We start from the raw sequence: 22,918 nt of genomic DNA, 5'->3' as shown, positions 1-22,918 counted from the left end.
TTCACCCCGTCGCGTAGCCGGCGAGGTGGAGCAGCAGCCCCGCCGCCGCGCAGCCGCCGAGGACGGTGGCGAGCCCCGCGCCGAACCGCAGCGTCGCGACGATGGCGGCGAGCGATAGGATGAGCGCCGCCGGATCGAGGCTCGTCAGGACCGGCACGTCGAAGGCGAGGCCCAGCGTGCGCATGGGCTGCACCTCCCGGAAGATCGTGTGCAGGGAGAACCAGACCGCGAGGTTGAGGATCACCCCCACCACCGCCGCCGTCACGGCGTTCAGCGCCCCGACCACCCGTGAATTGCCGCGCAACGCCTCGGCGAAGGGCGCGGCGAGGAACACGAACAGGAAACAGGGCACGAACGTCACCCAGGTGGCGAGCAGCCCGCCGAGGATGCCCGCCACCAGCGGCGCGAGATCGCCCGGGTTGCGATAGGCCCCGATGAAGGCGACGAACTGCATCACCATGATGAGCGGCCCCGGCGTCGTCTCCGCGAGGCCGAGCCCGTCGAGCATCTCCCGCGCGGAGAGCCAGTGGAAGCTCTCCACCGCCTGCTGCGCGACGTAGGCCAGGGCGGCATAGGCCCCACCGAAGGTCACGACGGCCATGGTCGAGAAGAAGGTCGCGATCCGCGCGAACACGTCGCCGGAGCCGAGCCCCAGGAGGATCGCCCCCACCGGCACCAGCCACAGGGCGAGGCAGATCGCGGCGATGCGGAAGGCCGCGCGCCGGTCGCGGGTATGGGCTGGCAGGGCGTCGCCGAGCAGGCTCGTGGCCTCGGCCGAGGAGGCCGTGCCCGCGAAGGCCGTCGAGCCGGAGCGTGCCGCGACGAAGCCGATCAGCCCCGCGCCCAGCACGATCAGCGGGAAGGGGATGCCGAACAGGAAGATGCCGAGGAAGGAGGCGGCGGCCAGTGCCCATTGCGCCCGGCTCCGCAGGGCCCGGCGTCCCACCCGCAGCACCGCCTGGAGCACGATGGCCAGCACGGCGGCCTTCAGCCCGAAGAACAGCGCGCCGATGGCCGGCACCTGCCCGTAGAGCGCATAGACGATCGACAGCGCCATGATCGACACGGCGCCCGGCAGCACGAACAGCACCCCGGCGATCACCCCGCCGAGCGTCCGGTGCATCAGCCAGCCGAGATAGGTGGCGAGTTGCTGCGCCTCCGGGCCAGGGAGCAACATGCAGACGTTGAGGGCGTGCAGGAAGCGGCCCTCATCGACCCAGCGCCGCTCTTCCACGACGATCCGGTGCATCACCGCGATCTGCCCCGCCGGCCCTCCGAAGGACAGGGCGGCGATCCGCGCCCATACGGAGGTCGCCTCGCGCAGACTCACTCCGTGGGACGCTGCCTCCCTCATGGGGCGGTCGGCATCCAGGGCGCCTCGGCCTCGACCTTGCCGAGGCAGCACTTCTTGAATTTCTTGCCGGAGCCGCAGGGGCAGGGGTCGTTGCGGCCGACATCCTTCAACGGGTTGCGCACCGGCTCGCCGAAGCCTTCGGCGGTCCAATGGAGGGCGGCGACGGCGTCGTCGAGGTAGCCGTACTGGTCCGGGGGCAGTCGTTCCCGATTCTGCGGATAGCGCTCGGCCTCGCGGAGGGCGTCCTTGAACCAGTGAGGGTCGGCGAGCGCCAGATCGATGCGGCCGTCCTTCCGCGCCGTCTCGACGCGGGGAGCGAGGTCGCCAAAGCCGAGATAGGCGATGGACTCCTCCCAGGCGCCCCAGCCGAGATCGCCTTCGACGGCGGCCCTGGCATCGTCGAACCGGATGAGCAGCCGGTGCATGGCCTCCCGCTCGATCCGCCCATCGATGCACAGGAAGGTGCAGGCATCGAGCGCCGCCTGCCGGATGGCGTCGTCCTGGCTGCTGTCGAGGATCAGCCGGAACAGCGGATCGGCCTGCCCGTCGAACAGGCTCGCCAGTACGCGGGAGAGCGTGCCGGTGACGGCATCGCCCAGCACCGCGTCCACCACATCGAGGTCTTGCTTCAGCAGGGCGAGGAGCGGGGGGAGGGCGCGGCTATCCCGCGCCTGCGCCATCAGGTGCAGCCCCCAGAAGGCGAGGTTCGCCTCGCGCTCTTCCAGCACGGCCCCCGCCGCGGCCTTTCCCAGCAGCGGCAGCACCGCCCCGGCGATAGCCTCGGGGTGCTCCGCCGCCTTGCGCAGGGCGGCGGGCGGCAGGTGGATGGCCCCGGCCAGATCCTCGATCAGCAGCGAAAGGGCGGTCATGGTCGTCTCAGCCTCTCAGGCTCGCCCCGGTGCGCTTGGCGACCTCGGCGACGATCTTGGCGCTCACCGCCTCGATCTCGGCATCCGTCAGCGTCTTGTCGGTGGGCTGCAGCCGCACCGCGACGGCGATGGACTTCGACCCCTCGGCCACGCCCGGCCCCTCGTAGAGATCGAACACCTCGACACCGGCGATGAGCTTGCGCTCGGCGTGCTGGGCGGCCTTCACGACATCGCCCGCCGGCACGTCGCGGCCCACCACGAAGGCGAAGTCGCGGGTCAGCGGCTGGAACTCTGAGAGGGCCAGAGCCGGCTTCGCCTTGGTCGGCTTGTGCTTGGGCAGCGGCAGCGCATCGAGGATCAGCTCGAAGGCCACAAGGCTGCCCTTCAGGTCGAGGGCCTGCATCGTGCGCGGGTGGACCTCGCCGAACCAGCCGATCTCGGTCTTCGGCCCGAAGCGCAGGGTGCCGGAGCGGCCGGGATGAAGCCAGGCCGGGCCGCCGGGCGTGACCTGCAAACCGCCGGTTGGGATGCCGAGGCTGGCGAGCAGCGCCATCGCATCGGCCTTGGCGTCGAAGGCATCGACGGTGCGGGTCGCGCCGTCCCAGTGCCGGCCGGCGCCGAGGAGAATGGCCGTGTTGCGCCGGATTCCCGCCGCGCGGGTGGTCTGGCCCTCCGGCTGGTCGTTGGCGAAGCACTGGCCGACCTCGAACAGGGCGGCGTCCGGGTAGCCCCGGTCGGCGTTGCGCTGCGCGGCGCGCAGAAGGCCCGGCACGAGGCTCGGGCGCATGTCCGACAGATCGGACGCGATGGGGTTGGCGAGCTTCAGGTCCGCCCCGCCGCCGCCGAACAGCCTCGCGTCGGCGTGGGGGATGAACGACCACGTCACCGCTTCCATCAGGCCCCGGCTCGCCAGTGCGCGCTTGGCGGTGCGGGTGCGCTTCTGCATGGGCGTGAGCAGCGGGCGGCCGATTCCCGCCGGGCGGGGGAGCGGCTTCGCCTCGATCCGGTCGAGGCCGGCGATGCGGATCACCTCCTCCACGAGGTCGGCCTTGCCCTCGACATCCGGCCGCCAGGACGGGGTGAGCACCTTCACGCGGTCGCCCGTGCCGGAAACGTGGAAGCCCAGCGCCTCCAGCGTCACCTTCATCTCGGGCCGGGGCAGGTCGAGCCCGGCGAGGCGGCGCACCTCGGTCCAGGGGAAGTCGATGATCCGCTCGGTCTCCGGCGGCTCGCCTGTGATGCTCGCCTCGGTGGCGGTGCCGCCGCAGAGGTCGAGGACGAGCTGCGTCGCGAGGTCGAGGCCCGGAACGGTCGAGAGCGGATCGACGCCGCGTTCGAAGCGGTAGCGGGCATCCGTGACGATGCCGAGCCGCCGCCCGCTCTGGGCGATGTTGGCCGGATCCCACAGGGCCGATTCGATCAGCACGTCGGTGGTGCTCTCGTCGCAGCCCGAGGCCTCGCCGCCCATGATGCCGGCGATGGATTCCACGCCGGCCTCGTCGGCGATCACCACGGTGTCGTCGGTCAGCGTGTGCGTCTTGCCGTCGAGGGCGAGCAGCGTCTCCCCCGCCTTGGCCCGGCGGATGGTGAGCGCGCCCTTCACCTTGGCGGCGTCGAAGACGTGGAGCGGGCGCCCCCGGTCGAAGGTGATGTAGTTGGTGATGTCCACCAGCGTGTTGATCGGCCGGAGCCCGATGGCCCGGAGCCGAGCCTGCATCCACTCGGGCGAGGGGCCGTTCCGGACGCCGCGTACGAGGCGCAGGGCGAACATCGGGCACAGGCCGGCATCCTCCGGCGCGAAGTCGCGGACGACCGACACGGGGCAGGGGCCTTCGCCCCGGATCTGCGTCGCGGTCTCGCGCCTCAGCACGCCGAGCCCCGCGGCCGCGAGGTCGCGGGCGATGCCGTGGATTGAGGTGCAATCCGGCCGGTTGGGCGTGAGATTAATCTCGATGACCGGGTCGTCCAGCCCCGCGAAGGCGGCGTAGGGCGTGCCGGCGGGGGCCTCGGTCGTCAGGTCGATGATGCCGTCATGGTCCTCGCCGAGGCCGAGTTCGGCGGCCGAGCACAGCATGCCCCGGCTCTCGACGCCGCGGATGTTGCCCACCGACAGGGTGATGTTCTTGCCGGGCACGTAGGTGCCGGGGGGCGCGAACACGGTGCGCATCCCCGCCCGCGCGTTCGGCGCGCCGCAGACCACCTGCACCGGCGCGCCCTCGCCGGTGTCGACCGAGCAGACCCGCAGCCGGTCGGCGTTCGGGTGCTGCTCGGCGGTGAGGACATGGGCGATGACATAGGGCTTCAGCGTCGCCGCCTTGTCCTCGATCCCTTCGACCTCCAGGCCGATGCGGGTCAGGGTCTCGGCGACAGTGTCGAGGGACGCCTCGGTGTCGAGGTGATCCTTGAGCCAGGAGAGGGTGAATTTCATTTCTTGCGGCTCGGGAAGAGGAGATGAACGACGAGGACGCGACGATCCGGGTCATCCAACTCGGTCAGGGCGCTGACGAGGGCTCTGGCCCGCGCGAGGTACTCGGTGACCTCGGCGAGCGAGAAGAGATTGCGGCGGGGCGGCGAATAGTCTGCCTTGATTCGGGCTTCCTGCAACTGGACGAACCCGAAGCCGATGGGGCTGAGCACCGGGTTCGACCGAAGGGGAGCCGCACTGAAGGCGTGCCGCAACGTCCCGTGATCGAGGGTGCGGTACACCCGCTCGAATTCCGGCGTGCCCACGTCCCCGTCGGGAAGGATGCTGCCGGCACAGAGCGCCAGAAGCTGGTGGAAGGCGGCATAGTAGGCGGAACTGACCGCACGGCGCTTCGCCGCCGAACTGCGGGGGTTCCGTTCGACGAGGTCGGCCGCCTGCCTCAGCATGGAGTCGATCATCGAGGGCATGGTCAGTCGATGTCCTCGCCGACGTCCTGCTCCTCATCGACTTCGTTCTTCAGCAGGATGAAGCGGTCCTCGCCCCGGGCGAATAGTTCGGACTGGAGCACCGGGCCGACCGCCAGCAGCGGGTCGGGCTTCACGTTCGGCCGCCGCCGGTAGTGGGCCACGACGTGGATCACCGGCTCGCCGCCCGAGTCGAGACCGGACCTGACCTCGACGCCCTGGAAGCCGGCGTCGGGCACACGGCTGCGCAGGATGCCGGAGACGACCGTATGCAACTCCTGGTCTGTCATCGTGCCGCTCCGCTCACCCCGTCAGCCCGCCCACGAGGCTCGGCACGTCGAGGGGCCGGAAGCCGTAATGATCCAGCCAGCGGACATCCGCCTCGAAGAACGGGCGCAGGTCGGGCATGGCGTATTTCAGCATGGCGATGCGGTCGAGGCCGACGCCGAAGGCGAAGCCCTGCACGACGTCCGGGTCCAGCCCGCAATTGCGCAGCACGTTCGGGTGGACCATCCCGCAGCCGAGGATTTCCAGCCAGTCGGTGCCCTCGCCGAAGCGGATTTCGCCGCCCTTGCGCGAGCACTGGATGTCCACCTCCGCCGAAGGCTCGGTGAAGGGGAAGAACGAGGGGCGGAAGCGCATCTTCACCCCGTCCACCTCGAAGAACGCCTTGCAGAACTCTTCCAGCACCCATTTCAGGTTGGCGATGTTGGCCGCCGTGTCGATCACCAGCCCCTCGACCTGATGGAACATCGGCGTGTGGGTCTGGTCCGAATCGTGCCGGTAGGTGCGGCCGGGGATGATCACCCGGATCGGCGGCTGCTGGCTCCGCATGGTGCGGATCTGGACCGGCGAGGTGTGCGTGCGCAGCACCTTGCGCTTGCCGTTGGCGTCGGGCGCCAGGAAGAACGTGTCGTGCATCTCCCGCGCCGGATGGCCCGGCGGGAAGTTCAGAGCGGTGAAGTTCAGCTCGTCCGTCTCGATGTCGGGCCCTTCGGCGACCGCGAAGCCCATGTCGGCGAAGATCGCCGTCACCTCGTCGATCACCTGGCTGATCGGGTGGATGCGCCCGCGCGCCTCCGGCGCCTCCCGGCCCGGCAGGGTGACGTCGATCCGCTCGGAGGCGAGTCGTGCTTCGAGGGCCGCTTCCGCGAGGTCGGTCTTGCGCGCCGTCAGGGCGGTGGCGACCCGGTCGCGCAGGCCGTTGATGAGGGGGCCGCGCTCTTTGCGCTCGTCCGGCGTCATCGCGCCGAGCGTCTTCAGGAGTTCGGAGACGCTGCCCTTCTTGCCCAGGGCGGCCACGCGCACGGCGTCGAGGGCGCCCTCGTCGGGGGCGGCGGACACCTGCGCCAGGAGATCGCGTTCGAGGCTGTCGAGATCGGTCATCGCTTCATTCGGATCGCGGGGGCCGTGCCGCCGACGGGTGTGCTTTTGCGCGCCGCTCGCATTCATGCAAGCCGCGCGGCTCCAAAAACGACGAAGGCGCGGCACCCTTCGGGCACCGCGCCTTCCGTCCGGTCAGTGAAGGGTCCGCTCAGGCGGCCTTCTTCTCCGGCTGAGCGGGCATCGCGGCCTTGGCCTTCTCCACCACGGCGGCGAACGCGGCCGGCTCGTGGATGGCGAGCTCGGACAGGGCCTTGCGGTCCACCACGATGCCGGCCAACGCCAGGGCGTTGATGAAGCGCGAATAGGTCAGGCCCTGCTCGCGGACGGCGGCGTTGAGGCGCTGAATCCACAGGGCGCGGAACGTGCGCTTCTTATTCTTCCGGTCGCGATAGGCATACTGCATGCCCTTCTCGACCGCCTGCTTGGCGATCCGGATGGTATTCTTGCGCCGGCCGTAATAGCCCTTGGCGGCCTTCAGGACTTTCTTGTGCTTGGCGTGAGAGGTCACGCCGCGTTTGACGCGGGCCATCGGTTATCTCCTGGATTTCGACTGAAACAGTATCGGCTTGTGGGAAGGCTTACCGCGCGTTCGGCAGGAAGTACTTCTTCACGTTGGCGGCATCGCCCTCGAACAGGGTCGTCGTGCCGCGCAGGTTGCGGATCTGCTTCGTCGTCCGCTTGATCATCCCGTGGCGCTTGCCGGCCTGGGCGTACATCACCTTGCCGGTGCCGGTGATCTTGAAGCGCTTCTTGGCGCCCGATTTGGTCTTCAGCTTGGGCATTTGGCTCTCCTGTTGCGCGAAACGCCAGCGCGGCCCGCGAGGACCGGGTTGGGTTTGCGCGATGATGCTTCTGGTGGAGCAGCATGAACCGCCACGGCAGCCCTTGATCGGCCGGGCGGTTCGACGCGGGGCGGCTTATGGCAGAAACCGCCCGTTCCGGCAACGCCTTCGTGGCGGCGCGCGAAATGCAAGCCGGTTTCTCGGGCAGGAGGGATGCCGGGGAAAGCGGGGAAGGGGCGGTTCGCGGGGGTCACGCAGCCGTGACGCACAGGGCTCAGGAACCATAACCTTGGCTTTCTGTTTCATTCATGTCCCGCTCAGGCCGATCTCGCTAGACCCCGCTCAAAGTCGGTCACCAAGGAGACACTTCGTGCGCATTGCTCAGATTGCTCCGCTCTCGGAGGCGGTCCCTCCGAAGTTCTACGGCGGCACGGAGCGTGTCGTCAGCTGGATCACGGAAGAACTGGTCCGCCAGGGCCATGACGTGACCCTGTTCGCGAGCGGCGATTCGGAGACATTGGCGAAGCTCGCGTCCTGCACCCCCGAGGGCCTGCGCCTGCTCGGCTACCGCGACCATACCGCGAGCCACCTCGCGATGCTGCATCAGGTGCATCGCCGGGCGCACGAGTTCGACGTGCTGCATTTCCACATCGATCTGCTGCAGTATCCGATGTTCGAGGACATGAACCACAAGTGCATCACCACGATGCACGGTCGCCTCGACGTGCCGGACTTCATGCCGGTCTACCGCACCTTCACGGGCATGCCCCTGGTGTCGATCTCCGACAACCAGCGCCTGCCGATGCCGCCGAACGTGAACTGGCTCTCCACGATCCATCACGGCCTGCCGGCGCAGAACTGCCCCTACTACCCCGAGGCTAAGGGCGGCTACCTCGCCTTCCTCGGCCGCATCTCTCCCGAGAAGCGCCCCGACCGCGCCATCGAGATGGCGATCCGCTCGGGCACGCCGCTGAAGATCGCCGCCAAGGTCGACAAGGCGGACCAGGATTACTGGGACGAGGTGATCGAGCCCATGATCCACCATCCGCTGGTGGAGTTCATCGGTGAGATCAACGAGGAGCAGAAGAAGGACTTCCTCGGCAACGCCCTGGCGCTCGCCTTCCCGATCGACTGGCCGGAGCCCTTCGGCCTCGTGATGATCGAGGCGATGTCGGCCGGCACGCCGGTGATCGCCTTCCGCAACGGCTCCGTGCCGGAGGTCATCGCCGACGGCGTAAGCGGCGTGCTGTGCGATTCGATGGACGATGCCGTCGCCGCCGTGGCGAAGGTGAAGGCCATGAGCCGCGCGGGCGTGCGCCGCCATTTCGAGGGCGGCTTCACCGCCGAGCGCATGGTGCAGAAGTACGTCGCGGCCTACGAGGAGCTTCTCTCCCGTTCCGCCGAGGTGATCCGCCTGCCGAAGGCCACGTTCAAGACGGTGCCGAGCGACGTGAACGGGTCCTCGCGCCCGGCCATGCCGGCTGCGGCCTTCCCGGCCTGAGGGCGCGAATTCGGGCGGCATCGGGCTTGCGAGGGACCGGTCGCCCGTCCTAGCGTCGCGAAAGCGACTCATCCGACTGCTTGAGACAGGGCCGCCGCATCGAGGCCGATGCGGCGGCCCTCTCGATTCCGCGACACCCCGGAGAAGCCTGCATGGCGGCAAAGACAGACCTCGCGACGGAAACCCCGTTCGGCCACGGCTTTCAGGATGCGGACGAGGTTCTGCCGACCTATCACATCGAGGCGCAGACCTCCCTGGTCGAGCGCCCGCTGCGCTCGCTGAAGTTCGGCGAGGCCTTCGGCGTCCTCGATTCCTACGGCGACATCGGCGTGCAGCCCGGCCCCGAGGGCCTGTACTTCCAGGATACCCGCTACCTCTCCCGCCTCGAGGTGAAGATCGAGGGCCAGCGGCCCCTGATGCTCTCCTCCGTCATGCAGGACGACAACGGCGCGCTCAGCGTCGACATGACGACGCCTGACATCCGCCTCGACGCCCATGACGAAACCTCGATCCCCCGCGAGACGGTGGCGATCGAGCGCACCAAGTTCCTGTTCCGGGGCGCCTGCTACGACCGGATCGGCCTGCGCTCCTACGACACCAAGCACCGCCGCCTGCGCGTTAGCGTGACGTTCGACGCCGATTACCGCGACCTGTTCGAGGTGCGCGGCACCGACCGAAAGGAGCGCGGCAAGCGCGGCGTGCTGGTCGCGACCCCCACCGAGGTGCAGTTCCGCTATGTCGGTCTCGACGACGTGGTGCGCACCACGAGCCTGCATTTCGGGCCGAAGCCCGCCCTGCTGGAGCCCGGCAAGGCCGAGTTCGAGATCTCCCTGTCGCCCGGCGCGCAGACCTCCATCTTCATCCGCGTGGTGTTCGAATCGCACCGCGCCTTCACCAAGCCGCCGACCGAGACGATGATCGGCGAGGATGCCGCCGCGCGCCTGACGCAGGTGGCCAATGGCGGCGGCTCGCCCAAGCACCCGAAGGGCCTCGGCGAGGGCACGATCTTCGCCCGCGCCTACCGCGATTCCCGCCGCGACCTGCGGGCGCTGACGGCCGGCATCACCACGATCATCTCCTCGAACGACCAGTTCAACGAGGGGCTCTGCCGCGCCACCGCCGACCTCTACATGCTGGCGAGCCGGACGCCGGAGGGCATCTACCCCTTCGCCGGCATCCCCTGGTACTCCACGGTGTTCGGCCGTGACGGCATCATCACCGCGATGATGGCCCTGTGGATCGACCCGAAATTCGGCCGGGGCGTGCTGCGCTACCTCGCCGCCACGCAGGCGAAGGTGGTCGATCCGGCCGCCGACGCGCAGCCCGGCAAGGTGCTGCACGAGACCCGCCGCGGCGAGATGGCGATGCTTGGGGAGGTGCCGTTCCGGCACTACTACGGCACCATCGACGGCACGCCGCTCTTCGTGATGCTGGCCTGGGAATACTACCTCGTCTCCGGCGACCTGCAGACGATCCGCGACATCTGGCCGGCGCTCGAACTCGCGCTCGAATGGATGAACAAGTACGGCGACCGCGACGGCGACGGCTTCGTGGAATACGCCCGCGACACCGACAAGGGCCTGGAGAACCAGGGCTGGAAGGACAGCCACGATTCGATCTTCCACGCGGACGGCCATCTCGCGAAGGGGCCGATCGCGCTGTGCGAGGTGCAGGGCTACGTCTACGCCGCCAAGAACGGCATGGGGCAGCTCGCCGGCCTGCTCGGCCACGACGACATGGCCGAGCAACTGACGGCCGAGGCCAAGGGCCTGCGCGAAAAGTTCGATCAGGCCTTCTGGAACGAGGAGATCGGCACCTACGCCCTCGCCCTCGACGGCGCGAAGAAGCAATGCGCCGTGCGCTCGTCCAATGCCGGCCACGCCCTGTTCACCGGCATCGCCAAGCCGGAGCGGGCCGCTCGCGTCGCGGAGACCCTGCTGGGCAATGACGGGTTCAACGGCTGGGGCGTGCGCACCATCGCCAAGGGCGAGGCGCGCTACAACCCGATGTCGTACCACAACGGCTCGATCTGGCCGCACGACAACGCGCTGATCGCGATGGGCCTCGCCCGATACGACCGCAAGGCCGAGGCGGCGCGGATCTTCCAAGGGATGTTCGACACCTCCCTCTATCAGGACCAGAAGCGCCTGCCGGAGCTGTTCTGCGGCTTCATGCGCCGGCCTCAGCGCGGGCCGGTCTCCTATCCGGTGGCGTGCAGCCCGCAGGCCTGGGCGGCGGCGGCGCCCTTCGCCTTCCTCGCGGCCTGCCTCGGCCTCGAACTCGACCACGACCGCAACCGGGTCCTGTTGAAGAACCCGATCCTGCCGGGCTTCCTCGACGGGGTGACGCTGTACAACGTGAAGCTCCGCGATTCGCGGCTCGACCTGCGCTTCCAATCCTACGACGGCGACGTCACCGTGAGCGTGATGCGCCGCCACGGCGACGCGCGGGTGGTGGTGATGAAGTAAGGGAACCCCGGTGTCCGCCTCCGCCCTCGACCTCGCCCAGGCCCTCATCCGCTGCCCCTCCGTCACCCCGGAGGATGCGGGGGCGCTCGGCGTGGTGGCGGGGGCGTTGGCGGAGGCCGGTTTCACGGTGGAGCGGCCGGTCTTCGCGGAAGCGGGCCATCCCGACACGCCCAACCTGTTCGCGCGGATCGGCCGCGAGGGGCCGTGCCTCGCCTTCGCGGGACACACCGACGTTGTGCCCACGGGCGATAGGCAAGCGTGGCGGCACGACCCGTTCGGCGCGGTGATCGAGGGCGGGATGCTCTACGGGCGCGGCGCGGCCGACATGAAGGGCGGCGTCGCCTGCATGATGGCGGCGGCCCTCGCCTTCGTGGAGAAGCGGCGCGGCGATGTCCCCGGCTCCATCGCCTTCCTCATCACCGGGGACGAGGAGGGGCCGGCCGTGAACGGCACGGTGAAGCTCCTCGAATGGGCGCGGGCGCGGGGCGAGCGGTTCGACCATTGCCTCCTCGGCGAGCCGACCAATCCCGGCACCCTTGGCGAGATGATCAAGATCGGCCGGCGGGGTTCGCTCACGGGCAAGCTCACGGTGCTCGGGCGACAGGGCCACGTCGCCTATCCGCACAAGGCCGAGAACCCGATTCCCGGCCTGCTGCGCCTGACCACGGCGCTCATTGCCGAACCGCTCGACGGCGGCAGCGCGCATTTCGACGCGTCGAACCTCGAATTCACCACCATCGACGTCGGCAACACGGCGAACAACGTCATCCCGGCGACCGCGCGTGCGGTGTTCAACATCCGCTTCAACGACGACTGGACGGCCGACAGCCTCGGCGCCGAGATCCGACGCCGACTCGACAAGGCCGCCGGCAATTCCGTGCGCTACCTTCTCGACCTTCAGCCGTCGAACTCTCCGGCCTTCCTGACCCGGCCGAACGCCTTCGTGGACCTCGTCTGCGAGGCGGTCCGCGCCGAGACCGGCCTGACCCCGGTGCTCTCCACCACGGGCGGCACCTCTGATGCGCGGTTCATCAAGGATGTCTGCCCGGTGATCGAGTTCGGCCTCGTGGGCGAGACGATGCATCAGGTCGATGAATGCGTCGCGGTCGCCGACATCGAGCGGCTGACGGCGATCTACGGCCGGGTGCTCGACGCGTATTTCGCCTAACAGGAACCCTCATCGTCATTGCGAACGCAGTGAAGCAATCCAGGGAGGCGGGCCGCTTCCGAACGCAGCGCTTCCCTGGATTGCTTCGCTCCCCTCGCAATGACGGGGGGCCTACGAGTAATCCACGCCCACGAAGGTGAGCCCACAAGCCGGCGCCAGGGGGCCGCAGCGGGTCTTGTCACCGGTGGCGAGAATATCCGCCACGTCGTTCGCCGAGAGACGGCGGCAGCCCGCCAGCATCAGCGTGCCGACCATCGCCCGCACCTGATGGTGCAGGAAGGAGCGGGCGCAGGTCTCGATCACGATCTCCCCGTGCTGGCCCTTCCATTGCCGGCTCACATCGAGCTTTTCGAGGGTGCGCACGGGGCTCTTGGCCTGGCACTCGGCGGCGCGGAAGGCGGTGAAGTCGTGCAGGCCGGTGAGCCGCTGCGCGGCGGCGTGCATCAGCTCCGCGTCGAGCGGCCAGGGGACGTGCCAGACATGGGCGCGGGTCAGCGCCGCCGGGCTGCGCCGATTGAGGATGCGGTAGCGGTAGTGCCGGCGGATCGCCGAATGCCGGGCGTCGAAGGTCTCGGGCACGATCTCGGCCGCGATCACCGCCACCGGACGCGGGCGCAGATGTGCGTTGATCGCGTCGCGCACCGTGTCCGTCCGCCAGTCCTTGGCGAGGTCGAGATGGGCGACCTGATGCGTCGCGTGGACGCCAGCGTCGGTGCGGCCCGCGCAGGTGAGGCGGCTCTCCGCGCCGGAGAAGCGCGTCACCGCCGCCTCAATGGCGCCCTGCACGGTCGGGTCGTCCGCCTGCCGCTGCCAGCCGCAGAACGGCGCGCCGTCGTATTCGATGATCAGCTTGTAGCGGGGCATCAGCCGAGGCGCACGCCCGGCGCCAAGCGGGCACCACGCACGAATTCGCCGCCGGTGGCGCTGCCGCCCTTTCCGGCGCGGCGCAGTTCCAGAAGCCGCACGGCCCCCGTGCCGCAGGCGACGGTCGCCTCGCCGTCGAGGAGCGTGCCGGGCTCGCCCCTGCCCTCGGCGGGGAGGGCGCGCAGCACCTTCACCCGCTCCGGCCCCTTGCCGAGATCGGTCTCCAGGAAGGCGCCGGGGAAGGGCGACAGGCCGTTGATATGGGCGGCCACCGTCGCGGCGTCCCGCGACCAGTCGATCCGCGCCTCCTCGTTGGTGATCTTGTGGGCGTAGACTACGCCCTCCTCGGGTTGCGGCGTGAAGGTGAGGCCCTCGCTGTCGAGGGCCTTCAGCGCATCGGACATCAGCCCGGCGCCGACCGGCATCAGCGCATCGTGCAACTCGCCCGCCGTCAGGCCGGGGGTGATCGGCACCCGCGCCTCCAGGGCGACGGGGCCGGTGTCGAGCCCGGCTTCCATCCGCATCACCCCGACGCCGCTCTCGGCATCGCCCGCCATCACCGCCCGCTGGATCGGCGCGGCGCCCCGCCAGCGCGGCAGCAGCGAGCCGTGCAGGTTCAGGCAGCCGTGGTGGGGCAGATCGAGGATCGCCTGCGGCAGCAGCATCCCGTAGGCTACCACCACCGCCACGTCGGCGCCATGGCCGGCGAAGGTCTCGGCGGCCTCCTTCGTGCGCAGCGTCGAGGGCGTCAGGACGGGCGCGCCAAGGCTGTCGGCGAGGGCATGGACGGGGGAGGGTCGCAGCGTCATCCCCCGCCCGGCCCGCGCCGGAGCGCGGGTGTAGACGGCGGCGATCTCGTGCCCATCGGCGGCTAGCCGCGCCAGGGTCGGCACCGCGAAATCCGGGGTGCCCATGAAGACGACGCGCATGGCCGGATCAGGCCGCGTCGCGCTTGGCGGCCTTGGTGAACTTCTTCATCACCCGGTCGCGCTTCAGCTTCGACAGGTGGTCGATGAAAAGCACGCCGTCCAAGTGGTCGATCTCGTGCTGGATGCAGGTGGCGAGCAGCCCGTCGGCGGCGATCTCCTGCTCCTTGCCGTCGAGATCGCGGAACTTCACCCGCACGCGGTCCGGCCGCTCGACCTCGGAATAGTATTCCGGGATCGAGAGGCAGCCCTCTTCATAGACGCGCTTCTCCTCGGACGCCCAGACGACCTCGGGGTCGATGAAGACGCGCGGCTCGCGCACGCCCTCTTCCTTCGAGGTGTCGATGGTGACGACCCGCTTGGCCACGCCGACCTGGATCGCGGCCAGCCCGACGCCGGGCGCGTCGTACATGGTCTCGAACATGTCGGCGACGAGGGTGCGGATCTCGTCGGTGATCGGCCCGACCGGCTCGGACACGAGCTTCAGGCGCGGATCGGGAAGGATGACGAGGGGGCGTATGGTCATGGCGTCTACCGGCGCGGCGCCGGAAGAGGGCGCCCTAATCAGTTGTGGCAATATGGCGGCACCCGGAGGTGGTCAAATTCCGCCGGGTCTAGAACAGAGTCCGGCTGCGGATGGCCGCCGAGAGGGTGCCTTCATCGAGGTAATCGAGTTCGCCGCCCACCGGCACGCCGTGCGCGAGGCGGGTGATCCGGCGGTCGAGGTGCCGGATCGCCTCGGTGATGTAATGCGCCGTGGTCTGCCCATCGACGGTGGCGTTGAGCGCCAGGATGACCTCCGTCACCGCCGGGTCGGCCGCCCGTTCCACGAGGCGCGCGATGTTCAGGTGGTCAGGCCGCACCCCGTCGAGGGCCGAGAGCACGCCGCCGAGCACATGGTAGCGCGCCTTCACCGCCCCGGAGCGTTCGAGCGCCCAGAGGTCCGAGACATCCTCCACCACCACGAGGGTGGTCGGATCGCGGCCGGGATCGCGGCAGACGGTGCAGGGGTCGCTCGTATCGACGTTGCCGCAGTTCGAGCAGACGACGATCCGCTCCGAGGCGACGCGCATCGCCTCGGCCAGCGGCGCGAGGAGCGTGTCCCGCTTCTTGATGAGTTGGAGCGCGGCCCGGCGGGCGGAGCGTGGACCCAGCCCCGGCATCCGGCCCAGCAACTGGATCAGGCGTTCGATCTCCGGGCCGGCGACGGCTTGAGGCATCGGGTCTCGTGTGTCTTCGGCGGCTCGTGTCTCCGTCTAGAACGCTGCCGGCCGAAGGGGAAGCGGGTGCGGCGCCAAGAAGCGGACGCGGCAATATCCAGCCGCGCACGATAGACTTCGTGGATTTTGTAATGGTGTTGGAGGGGCTCCCTCCGTTCAGGTTACTGGCGGATTGCTATGCTGATCGCCATGACGTTTGGGCCGCTTTGATATAATTGGGCTCAGGCGACGTTGCGAGGCCCCTACGAAGGTCATATTGACGGCGACGCTTCGCGGTTTACGCAACGGAAGAGCCGTGTGACGGCCTTGCCGTCCGCTTGTCAGGGTGCGCCGCGCGCAAGGTGCCCGGGAGATTCGCATTTGAACAACATCGGTGATTTCAACGCGGCCCATGGCGCTGAGGCTGCCGGCTTCCGGGAACTGAAGGCGGTTCACTGGAACTTCGAGGCGCCCCGTCTCTATGAGGAGGCGCTGACCCGCAAGGAGGGCCAGCTCGCCCGCGGCGGTGCCTTCGTCGCCACCACCGGCTCGCATACCGGCCGCTCGCCCAAGGACAAGTTCGTGGTGCGGGACGCCTCCACCGAGAACGAGATCTGGTGGGACAACAACGGCGCCATCACGCCGGACCAGTTCGAGACCCTGCGTCAGGATTTCCTGAAGCACGCCGAGGGCAAGGAGCTGTTCGCCCAGGATCTCTACGGCGGCGCCGATCCGGCCCACCGGGTGAAGGCCCGCGTCTTCACCGAGTTCGCGTGGCACTCGTTGTTCATCCGCAACCTGCTGATCCGGCCGGACCATTCCGAGATCGCGTCCTACGTGCCGGACATGACGATCATCGACCTGCCGAGCTTCCAGGCCGATCCGGCCCGGCACGGTTGCCGCTCCAAGACGGTCATCGCCATCGACTTTTCCAAGAAGCTCGTGCTGATCGGCGGCTCGGCCTACGCCGGCGAGATGAAGAAGTCGGTCTTCACCTACCTGAACTACATCCTGCCCGGCCAGGGCGTGATGCCGATGCACTGCTCGGCCAACGCCGCGCTCAACGCCGAGGGCGGCTCGGCGATCTTCTTCGGCCTGTCCGGCACCGGCAAGACGACGCTGTCGAACGATTCCTCCCGCCAGCTTCTCGGTGACGACGAGCACGGCTGGTCGAACGAGGGCATCTTCAACTTCGAGGGCGGCTGCTACGCCAAGACGATCCGCCTCTCGCGGAACGCCGAGCCGGAGATCTACGCCACCACCGAGCGCTTCGGCACGGTGATGGAGAACGTCGTCATCGACCCGCTGACCCGCGTGCCGGACTTCGACGACGCCTCGCTCACCGAGAACACCCGGTGCGCCTATCCGCTCGACTTCATCGCCAACGCGAGCAGCACCGGCCGGGCCGGGCATCCGAAGAACATCGTGATGCTCACCTGCGACGCGTTCGGCGTGATGCCGCCGATCGCCAAGCTGACCGGCGCCGAGGCGATGTACCACTTCCTCTCGGGCTACACCGCCAAGGTGGCGGGTACCGAGCGCGGCCTGACCGGGCCGGAGGCGACCTTCTCGACCTGCTTCGGCGCGCCGTTCATGCCGCGCCACCCGAGCACCTACGGCAACCTGCTGCGCGATCTGATCGCCAAGCACAGCGTCGATTGCTGGCTGGTCAACACCGGCTGGACCGGCGGCGGCGTCGGCACCGGCCGCCGCATGCCGATCCGCGTCACCCGTCGCCTGCTGTCCGCCGCCCTCGACGGTTCGCTCTCGAACGCCGAGTTCCGCCGCGATCCGTATTTCGGCTTCGCGGTGCCGGTCTTCGTGCCGGGCGTCGAGCCGCATATCCTCCAGCCGGTGAAGACCTGGGGCAACAAGAGCGCCTTCGTCGAGACGGCCGCCCGCCTCGTGAAGATGTTCGAGGACAACTTCAAGCGCTTCGAGGACCACGTGGATTCCGACGTGCGCGCCGCCGGCCCGAGCGCCCAGGCCATCGCAGCCTGATCCCGCAGGCGGCGCCCCTCCGGGCGCCGCCGCCCTACAGCGCGTCCAGCGCGGCTTCGAGGTCCGGCACCGCCACCGAGAAGTCGCGTCGGGCGATGACTTCCTCCCGGTCGCTCCAGCGGCCGAACAACGCCGCATAGGGGTGGCCGCAGACGGCGGCGAGATCCCAGAAGAACGGGTCGTTCCATCCGCTGTCGGGGGCGATCGTCAGGATCCGCGCCCCGGTCGGGCTGAAGATCGTGTTGGTCATCGCCGCCCCCGCGAGGCCGACGATCACCTCGGCCCTGGCGAAGCGCACGATCTGCTGGCGCGGGCTGTATTGCTCGGGGTCGATCACCTCGAAGCCCCGCCGCTCCATCACCGCCACGATCTCCGCGCGGTTGACGAGGGTACGCCCCCTCGCGCCCGACCGATCCACGAAGAGACGCCGGCCGTCATTCCCCGCCGCGATCCGCCGGATCGCCGCCTCGGCACGGGCGATGCGGGTCCGTTTCAGGAAGCGTGATCGGATTGCGGCGACGGCCTCCGGCGACTTGCCGTAGGGCTCCTGGCTGCAAGGGGTCGCGAAATACAGGCGAGGGAGCGCGTAGACCCGCTTCCGGTCGTAGAAGACAGCCCGCCATTTGGCGTCGCGCCCGAGGGCGAGCGCGATCATCCGCCGTCGCACCTCATCGATCTGCGGATCGTAGCCCGGCAGAAGGATCGTGATCGTCCGACCGGGATGCAGGCGCCGCAGGACGAAGAAGCCTTCGAGCCGGGGCAGGTCGTCGACGAGCCAATGGCCGTAATTGAACGAGCCGACCGAGCCGAGGTAGAAATACACACCCTGCGGATCGAAACGCTCATCGATCCCCTCGTGATCGAGACCGATCGCCTCGATCATCTTGAGATCGCTCAGGCGATGGGTCTCGAACAGCACCCGCAGGTCGCCGCCCTCGCGGTAATGCAGGACGTTGCCGCCGAGGCGGATGTCCGACGCCTCGCAGAGGACGGATGCCGGGAAGCCCCGAAAGGTCTCATCCAGTTCGCCATACCAGCGTGCCACGGCCGCGACCCCGGCAGGGTCGGGGCCGGCGAGCATTTTCGGGACGGGGCGGCGGTAGGAATAGGCCGGGAACAGCGTCGCCACCGCACGGGTGCGCGCGCTGATCCGCCCGCGCATCGCCGCGTAGAGGTCCGCGTTGCCCGCGAAGGCGGGCTCGGCCTGCGCAATCGTCTCCGGACAGGAGAAGACCAGCGCGTCGGTCGGCATCGGGTGCCTAGAAGGGCAGCTTCATGCCGGGGGGAAGGGGGAGGCCCTTTGTGAGCTCGCCCATGCGCTCCTGCATGACGTGCTCGGCCTTGCCGCGTGCATCGTTGCAGGCGGCGACGATGAGGTCTTCGAGGATTTCGCGCTCGTCGGCCACCATCAGCGAGGGCTCGATGCTGACCCGGCGCAACTGGCCCTTCGCGGTCATGGTCACGCGGACGGAGCCGCCGCCGGAGGCGCCCTCGACCTCGACGGTCTCGAGTTCGGCCTGCATCCCGGCCATCTTCTCCTGCATGGCCTGAGCCTGCTTCATGATGCCCATCAGGTCGCGCATGCCGGATTCCTTCCACCCATCGATCGTGCCTCAACGGGGGGCACCGCGCCTCCCGCCCGAAAACCTCATCCTGAGGTGCCCCTTGCGAAAGCAAGGGGCCTCGAAGGAGGGCTCCAGCGGCCGCGGCGGTCCCTGGAGGTCTCCTTCGAGGCCGCTCCGCGGCACCTCAGGATGAGGTCGCGGGTCGGCCGATTCCCTGCGACGCCCCTAGAGGTCGTCGCTCTCCGCTTCCTCGACGCGGGCCGCATCGACATCACCGAGGATTTCCTCCTCGGCGGTTGCGCGGGCGTCCGTTGCCGTCTCCCGCACATCCACGATCTCGGCCCCCGGAAACCGGGACAGGGCCTCGCGCACGAACGGGTCGGCGGCGGCGTTCTCCCGGCGGGTCTCGCTCGCCATGCGGCTGTTCTCGGCGAGCGTCGGGGCGCCTTCCTCCTGCGAGAGGGTGACGACCCAGCGGCGTCCCGTCCAGGCCGCGAGCGACGCCGCGAGATCGTTGGCGAGGCTCGGGCGGCCACCGGCCGCGACACGCAGCTCGATCCGGCCTTCCTCGAAACGCACGATATGGACGTCCCGCTCCAGGGCGGCCTTCATCAGGATATCGCGACGCGCATCGGCCAGGGCGACCACGTCCTCGAAGCGCGCGAGCCTAGGCCCCGCTTCCGGCGCGGGGGCCGGGCTGCGGGCGGGGGCGGGTGCGACCGCGCGCAGGGCGGGCGCCGCGTTCACCGCCTGAGCCTGGGCCGGGGGCGAGGGGGGGACGATCCGTTCAGGCACCGGGCGCGGCGTCGACACGACGGCGACCGGCGCCGGCGATGCCGGCGGAAGGGCTTGGCGCGTCTCGCCTTCGCCTCCGGCGGCAGCGTCGTCGCGCAGGCGGCGCAGGGCTTCGTCCGGCGTCGGCAGATCGGCGGCGTAGGCGAGGCGGACGAGGGCCATCTCGGCGGCGGCCAGCGGCCGGGGCGCGGATTGCACCTCGGGGATCGCCTTGAGCAGGATCTGCCACGCCCGCGACAGCGCCCGCATGGAGAGTTTGCCGGCAAAGTCGGCCCCGCGCAGCCGCTCGGTCTCGCTGAGCGACGGGTCGGCCGCGGCGTCGGGGACGATCTTCAGGCGGGTGACGAGGTGGGTGAAGGCCGCAAGGTCCGACATCACCACCGCCGGGTCTGCGCCGGAATCGTATTGCGCCCGCAATTCCGCGAAAGCGGCCGGCACGGCGCCGCGCATCACCGCCTCGAACAGATCCACGATCCGCGCGCGGTCGGCGAGGCCGAGCATGTCGCGCACGCCCTGAGCCGTGACCGTACCGGCCCCGTGGGCGATGGCCTGATCGAGGAGCGAGAGCGAGTCGCGCACCGAGCCCTCCGCCGCGCGGACGATGGCGGCCAGCGCCTCGTCCTCGACGCCGACCTTCTCGGCCTCGCAGATGCGGGCGAGGTGGGCGCGCAGCACCGGCGCCTCGACCCGGCGCAGGTCGAAGCGCTGGCAGCGCGACAGGATCGTCACCGGGACCTTGCGGATCTCGGTGGTGGCGAAGACGAACTTGGCGTGGGGCGGCGGCTCTTCCAGGGTCTTCAGGAAGGCGTTGAACGCCTTCTCCGACAGCATGTGGACCTCGTCCACGATGTAGACCTTGTAGCGGGCCGAGACCGGTCCGTAGCGGATGCCGTCGATGATGGCGCGGACGTCGTCGATGCCGGTATGGGAGGCGGCGTCCATCTCCAGCACGTCCATGTGCCGGGATTCCATGATCGCTTGGCAGTGCAGGCCGAGCTCCGGCATGTCCACGGTCGGGCCGGTGTCGGGCACGCCCGCGCGGGCATAGTTGAGGCCGCGGGCCAGGATGCGGGCGGTGGTGGTCTTGCCGACGCCGCGCACGCCGGTCAGCATCCAGGCCTGGGGAATGCGCTGGGCCGCGAAGGCGTTGCCCAGCGTGCGGACCATGGCCTCCTGGCCGATCAGGTCGCCGAAATGCGTGGGGCGGTACTTGCGCGCCAGGACCCGGTAGGGGGCCGGCTGCGAAGCCGAGGGTTTGAGCCCGGGGAGTCCCGGCTCGTCGTCAGGCGTGCCGGTCGAAGCGTCCATGACGTGTCGGGTAAGGAGGTTCGCGCCCCGGAATAGGGTGGGAGGCTGGACAGAGACCCGCTCGGTCTCGTTAGGGCTGCTTCCTTCCGGACCTGACCCGGTTGGCGAGTGAAACGTCCCCCGCCAACCCCCCGCCGGCTATATGGCCGGCAAGCCGCGCGAACGCAAGCCGGCCGGAGCGGCCCCTCTTCAGAACGCGTTCCGATAGGCGCGGCGAGACAGCACGGTGAGGATCATGATCTGGATGTCGAGCCAGATCGACCAGTTGTCGATGTAGAACAGGTCGTGCTCGACGCGGCCGGCCATGGCCTGGTCGGTCTGCGTCTCGCCCCGGAAGCCGTTGACCTGTGCCCAGCCGGTGATGCCCGGCTTTACGTTGTGCCGGCGGGCGTAGAGAGCGATCCGCCGCTCGAAGCTGCGGTCGTGGGCGAGGGCGTGCGGGCGCGGGCCGACGAGGGACATGTCGCCCAGAATCACGTTGAGGAGCTGGGGCAACTCGTCGAGGTTCGTCCGCCGCAGCAGCGCGCCGATGCGGGTGATGCGGCTGTCGTTGCGGGTCGCCTGCACGAAGGCCGCGTTGCGCTCGGTCTTCATGGAGCGGAACTTGAACACGTCGAACGGCTGCTGGTTGAAGCCGTAGCGGCGCTGACGGAAGAAGACCGGGCCGGGGCTGTCGAGCTTGATCGCCACCGCGATCACCGCCAGCAGCGGCGAGAGGGCGAAGAGGGCGAGCAGCGCGACAACGACGTCGAAGCAGCGCTTCAGCACGATCTCGCCGAGGTTCAGGGGCCGGCGGCCGATGTTGATGCCCGAGACCTTGCCGACGCGGGCGACCTGCATGTCGGGGAAGCGGTCGAGGACCGTACCGGGGCGCAAGTGCAGGGCGGCGGGCACGCGCAGGAACGCATCGATGCAGCGCTCCACCTCGGCGGCGTCGGCCCAGGGCACCAGGACGAACACGTCGTCCGGCCGCAGGAAGCGCACCACCGATACGGCGAGATCGAGGTCTTCCTGAAGCTGCTCGTAGCGCGTGGCGGCGTCGGCCTGCGGATCGGTGCGGCGCAGGTAGCTGGTGCCGACCACGCGCAGGCCCGGCCCGCCGGTGTGGTTGCTGGCATAGAAGGCGTGGATGTCCTCCTCGTAACCGACGAGGTGGACGCGGCTCACCGTGGGCGAGGCCGGGTTGAGGCTGCGGCCGATGAGGCGGCTCATCGCCAGCCGGCTGGCGAACAGGGTCGGCAGGCCGACGACGAACACCACGATGGAGACGAGACGCGAATAGTCGGTGGTCGTCTTGGTGAGGAAGCCGATGACCAGCACGACCGCCCAGGCCACGAACCAGAGCGAGACGACCCTGCGCAGGCCGGCGCGACCCTCGACCAGCTTGTCGAGTGCGTATTCACCGCGCAGGGCATTGGTGGTCACGATCACGAGACTGAGGAGTGCCGTCAGTTGCAAGCCGCGCGTCTCGGTCGGCCATGCGTCATCGTTCGAGAAGGCGAGGCGGTAGGCGAGCTCGCTCACCAGCGTCACCGCCGCGATCGCTGCCAGATCCGCCATCGCAGCGGCGATGGACAGCATCACCCGCATGATCCCGCGCCCGCGCTGGGGCAGCAGCGCTGCCCACACGCGGCGACGGCGCGTCGCGGTCGCGAGGCTGATGGGCTCGTACGATTCTGGGACCCGCTCTTGAAGCATCGGCCTGCCTGTCCCGTACCGGTCGGTGTCTGTGCCGTTTTGAAACGAACGTGGTTTCAGTCACGGCTCTCACCGGGGGTGTGAGCAAGCGCCGAGCCTGCCGCCGTGAGACACCCTGGTTCCGGACCGGCGAGGGAGTTTCATG

20 protein-coding genes and 1 other RNA gene are annotated in these 22,918 nt (G+C 69.3%); 4 read left to right on the top strand and 17 right to left on the bottom strand.

Annotation, left to right across the window (positions count from 1 at the left end):
- Nucleotide 1: 1 nt before the first annotated feature.
- From chrA to rpmI, 8 genes are all read right to left on the bottom strand, one after another.
- Complete coding sequence (chrA, locus tag ACS5Q7_RS06120; protein WP_478338518.1) at nucleotides 2-1,354, bottom strand: chromate efflux transporter; 1,353 nt, start codon at nucleotides 1,352-1,354, stop codon at nucleotides 2-4.
- Nucleotides 1,351-2,223: a DUF1186 domain-containing protein gene (locus ACS5Q7_RS06115; RefSeq protein ID WP_478338517.1), complete on the bottom strand. Its 873-nt coding sequence runs from the start codon at nucleotides 2,221-2,223 to the stop codon at nucleotides 1,351-1,353. Before ACS5Q7_RS06115 ends, chrA begins: the two co-directional genes overlap by 4 nt.
- Nucleotides 2,224-2,230: 7 nt before the next feature.
- Nucleotides 2,231-4,651 carry a phenylalanine--tRNA ligase subunit beta gene (gene pheT, locus ACS5Q7_RS06110; RefSeq protein ID WP_478338516.1) on the bottom strand — a complete coding sequence of 807 codons (2,421 nt, stop codon included), beginning with the start codon at nucleotides 4,649-4,651 and terminating at the stop codon, nucleotides 2,231-2,233.
- Complete coding sequence (locus tag ACS5Q7_RS06105; RefSeq protein ID WP_478338515.1) at nucleotides 4,648-5,115, bottom strand: hypothetical protein; 468 nt, start codon at nucleotides 5,113-5,115, stop codon at nucleotides 4,648-4,650. The genes pheT and ACS5Q7_RS06105 overlap by 4 nt, the downstream gene beginning before the upstream one ends.
- A 2-nt stretch (nucleotides 5,116-5,117) precedes the next feature.
- Nucleotides 5,118-5,402 (bottom strand): hypothetical protein, encoded by a 285-nt coding sequence (locus ACS5Q7_RS06100; protein WP_243954848.1) that lies wholly within the window; start codon nucleotides 5,400-5,402, stop codon nucleotides 5,118-5,120.
- A gap of 13 nt (nucleotides 5,403-5,415) precedes the next feature.
- The gene (gene pheS / locus ACS5Q7_RS06095; RefSeq protein ID WP_478338514.1) at nucleotides 5,416-6,498 is read right to left on the bottom strand and encodes a phenylalanine--tRNA ligase subunit alpha; all 1,083 of its coding nucleotides are present in this window, start codon (nucleotides 6,496-6,498) and stop codon (nucleotides 5,416-5,418) included.
- Between the two features lie 148 nt (nucleotides 6,499-6,646).
- Complete coding sequence (gene rplT / locus ACS5Q7_RS06090) at nucleotides 6,647-7,027, bottom strand: 50S ribosomal protein L20 (RefSeq protein ID WP_342164227.1); 381 nt, start codon at nucleotides 7,025-7,027, stop codon at nucleotides 6,647-6,649.
- A 49-nt stretch (nucleotides 7,028-7,076) separates the two neighbouring features.
- The gene (gene rpmI, locus ACS5Q7_RS06085) at nucleotides 7,077-7,280 is read right to left on the bottom strand and encodes a 50S ribosomal protein L35 (RefSeq protein WP_007561407.1); all 204 of its coding nucleotides are present in this window, start codon (nucleotides 7,278-7,280) and stop codon (nucleotides 7,077-7,079) included.
- 370 nt (nucleotides 7,281-7,650) lie between these two features.
- Here rpmI and ACS5Q7_RS06080 point away from each other — a divergent pair, with 370 nt between their 5' ends.
- From ACS5Q7_RS06080 to dapE, 3 genes are all read left to right on the top strand, one after another.
- Nucleotides 7,651-8,781, top strand: coding sequence for a glycosyltransferase family 4 protein (locus tag ACS5Q7_RS06080; RefSeq protein WP_478338513.1), 1,131 nt, complete (start codon nucleotides 7,651-7,653; stop codon nucleotides 8,779-8,781).
- A 152-nt stretch (nucleotides 8,782-8,933) separates the two neighbouring features.
- Nucleotides 8,934-11,249 (top strand): amylo-alpha-1,6-glucosidase, encoded by a 2,316-nt coding sequence (locus ACS5Q7_RS06075; protein WP_478338512.1) that lies wholly within the window; start codon nucleotides 8,934-8,936, stop codon nucleotides 11,247-11,249.
- Between the two features lie 10 nt (nucleotides 11,250-11,259).
- Nucleotides 11,260-12,417 (top strand): succinyl-diaminopimelate desuccinylase, encoded by a 1,158-nt coding sequence (gene dapE / locus ACS5Q7_RS06070; protein ID WP_478338511.1) that lies wholly within the window; start codon nucleotides 11,260-11,262, stop codon nucleotides 12,415-12,417.
- Nucleotides 12,418-12,528: 111 nt separating this feature from the next.
- On the opposite strand, the gene truA is transcribed toward dapE, so the two are convergent.
- The 4 genes from truA to recR form a co-directional block, all read right to left on the bottom strand.
- A complete protein-coding gene (truA, locus tag ACS5Q7_RS06065) occupies nucleotides 12,529-13,281 on the bottom strand; it encodes a tRNA pseudouridine(38-40) synthase TruA (protein ID WP_478338510.1) in 753 nt (250 codons plus the stop codon).
- Nucleotides 13,281-14,210, bottom strand: a complete 930-nt coding sequence (gene fmt, locus ACS5Q7_RS06060; protein ID WP_478338509.1) for a methionyl-tRNA formyltransferase — start codon at nucleotides 14,208-14,210, stop codon at nucleotides 13,281-13,283. Before fmt ends, truA begins: the two co-directional genes overlap by 1 nt.
- Before the next feature lie 7 nt (nucleotides 14,211-14,217).
- The gene (locus ACS5Q7_RS06055) at nucleotides 14,218-14,733 is read right to left on the bottom strand and encodes a peptide deformylase (protein WP_478338508.1); all 516 of its coding nucleotides are present in this window, start codon (nucleotides 14,731-14,733) and stop codon (nucleotides 14,218-14,220) included.
- Between the two features lie 88 nt (nucleotides 14,734-14,821).
- A complete protein-coding gene (recR, locus tag ACS5Q7_RS06050) occupies nucleotides 14,822-15,427 on the bottom strand; it encodes a recombination mediator RecR (RefSeq protein WP_478338507.1) in 606 nt (201 codons plus the stop codon).
- A gap of 360 nt (nucleotides 15,428-15,787) precedes the next feature.
- Here recR and ACS5Q7_RS06045 point away from each other — a divergent pair, with 360 nt between their 5' ends.
- On the top strand, nucleotides 15,788-17,407 hold the full coding sequence (locus ACS5Q7_RS06045) for a phosphoenolpyruvate carboxykinase (protein ID WP_478338506.1): 1,620 nt from the start codon (nucleotides 15,788-15,790) through the stop codon (nucleotides 17,405-17,407).
- Between the two features lie 34 nt (nucleotides 17,408-17,441).
- On the opposite strand, the gene ACS5Q7_RS06040 is transcribed toward ACS5Q7_RS06045, so the two are convergent.
- The 5 genes from ACS5Q7_RS06040 to ACS5Q7_RS06020 form a co-directional block, all read right to left on the bottom strand.
- The gene (locus tag ACS5Q7_RS06040) at nucleotides 17,442-18,659 is read right to left on the bottom strand and encodes a glycosyltransferase family 61 protein (RefSeq protein ID WP_478338505.1); all 1,218 of its coding nucleotides are present in this window, start codon (nucleotides 18,657-18,659) and stop codon (nucleotides 17,442-17,444) included.
- A gap of 7 nt (nucleotides 18,660-18,666) precedes the next feature.
- The gene (locus ACS5Q7_RS06035) at nucleotides 18,667-18,990 is read right to left on the bottom strand and encodes a YbaB/EbfC family nucleoid-associated protein (protein ID WP_478338504.1); all 324 of its coding nucleotides are present in this window, start codon (nucleotides 18,988-18,990) and stop codon (nucleotides 18,667-18,669) included.
- 207 nt (nucleotides 18,991-19,197) lie between these two features.
- Complete coding sequence (locus ACS5Q7_RS06030) at nucleotides 19,198-21,075, bottom strand: DNA polymerase III subunit gamma/tau (protein WP_478338503.1); 1,878 nt, start codon at nucleotides 21,073-21,075, stop codon at nucleotides 19,198-19,200.
- Nucleotides 21,076-21,110: 35 nt separating this feature from the next.
- Nucleotides 21,111-21,209, bottom strand: an RNA gene (gene ffs, locus ACS5Q7_RS06025) — signal recognition particle sRNA small type.
- A gap of 55 nt (nucleotides 21,210-21,264) precedes the next feature.
- Nucleotides 21,265-22,773, bottom strand: coding sequence for an undecaprenyl-phosphate glucose phosphotransferase (locus ACS5Q7_RS06020; protein ID WP_478338502.1), 1,509 nt, complete (start codon nucleotides 22,771-22,773; stop codon nucleotides 21,265-21,267).
- Between the last annotated feature and the right edge of the window lie 145 nt (nucleotides 22,774-22,918).

The sequence above is a fragment of the Methylobacterium sp. Gmos3 genome, assembly GCF_056430985.1.
The sequence above is the reverse complement of the archived record's forward strand: the minus strand, read 5'-3'. Positions and strand labels throughout refer to the sequence as shown.

What these genes read in the sequence shown, in the direction of transcription:
- truA (WP_478338510.1), bottom strand. Translation starts at nt 13,281, where the DNA reads ATGCCCCGCTACAAGCTGATCATCGAATACGACGGCGCGCCGTTCTGC.
- chrA (WP_478338518.1), bottom strand. Translation starts at nt 1,354, where the DNA reads ATGAGGGAGGCAGCGTCCCACGGAGTGAGTCTGCGCGAGGCGACCTCC.
- pheS (WP_478338514.1), bottom strand. Translation starts at nt 6,498, where the DNA reads ATGACCGATCTCGACAGCCTCGAACGCGATCTCCTGGCGCAGGTGTCC.
- rpmI (WP_007561407.1), bottom strand. Translation starts at nt 7,280, where the DNA reads ATGCCCAAGCTGAAGACCAAATCGGGCGCCAAGAAGCGCTTCAAGATC.
- pheT (WP_478338516.1), bottom strand. Translation starts at nt 4,651, where the DNA reads ATGAAATTCACCCTCTCCTGGCTCAAGGATCACCTCGACACCGAGGCG.
- ACS5Q7_RS06115 (WP_478338517.1), bottom strand. Translation starts at nt 2,223, where the DNA reads ATGACCGCCCTTTCGCTGCTGATCGAGGATCTGGCCGGGGCCATCCAC.
- rplT (WP_342164227.1), bottom strand. Translation starts at nt 7,027, where the DNA reads ATGGCCCGCGTCAAACGCGGCGTGACCTCTCACGCCAAGCACAAGAAA.
- ACS5Q7_RS06055 (WP_478338508.1), bottom strand. Translation starts at nt 14,733, where the DNA reads ATGACCATACGCCCCCTCGTCATCCTTCCCGATCCGCGCCTGAAGCTC.
- ACS5Q7_RS06030 (WP_478338503.1), bottom strand. Translation starts at nt 21,075, where the DNA reads ATGGACGCTTCGACCGGCACGCCTGACGACGAGCCGGGACTCCCCGGG.
- ACS5Q7_RS06075 (WP_478338512.1), top strand. Translation starts at nt 8,934, where the DNA reads ATGGCGGCAAAGACAGACCTCGCGACGGAAACCCCGTTCGGCCACGGC.
- ACS5Q7_RS06040 (WP_478338505.1), bottom strand. Translation starts at nt 18,659, where the DNA reads ATGCCGACCGACGCGCTGGTCTTCTCCTGTCCGGAGACGATTGCGCAG.
- fmt (WP_478338509.1), bottom strand. Translation starts at nt 14,210, where the DNA reads ATGCGCGTCGTCTTCATGGGCACCCCGGATTTCGCGGTGCCGACCCTG.
- ACS5Q7_RS06035 (WP_478338504.1), bottom strand. Translation starts at nt 18,990, where the DNA reads ATGCGCGACCTGATGGGCATCATGAAGCAGGCTCAGGCCATGCAGGAG.
- ACS5Q7_RS06020 (WP_478338502.1), bottom strand. Translation starts at nt 22,773, where the DNA reads ATGCTTCAAGAGCGGGTCCCAGAATCGTACGAGCCCATCAGCCTCGCG.
- ACS5Q7_RS06100 (WP_243954848.1), bottom strand. Translation starts at nt 5,402, where the DNA reads ATGACAGACCAGGAGTTGCATACGGTCGTCTCCGGCATCCTGCGCAGC.
- ACS5Q7_RS06105 (WP_478338515.1), bottom strand. Translation starts at nt 5,115, where the DNA reads ATGCCCTCGATGATCGACTCCATGCTGAGGCAGGCGGCCGACCTCGTC.
- recR (WP_478338507.1), bottom strand. Translation starts at nt 15,427, where the DNA reads ATGCCTCAAGCCGTCGCCGGCCCGGAGATCGAACGCCTGATCCAGTTG.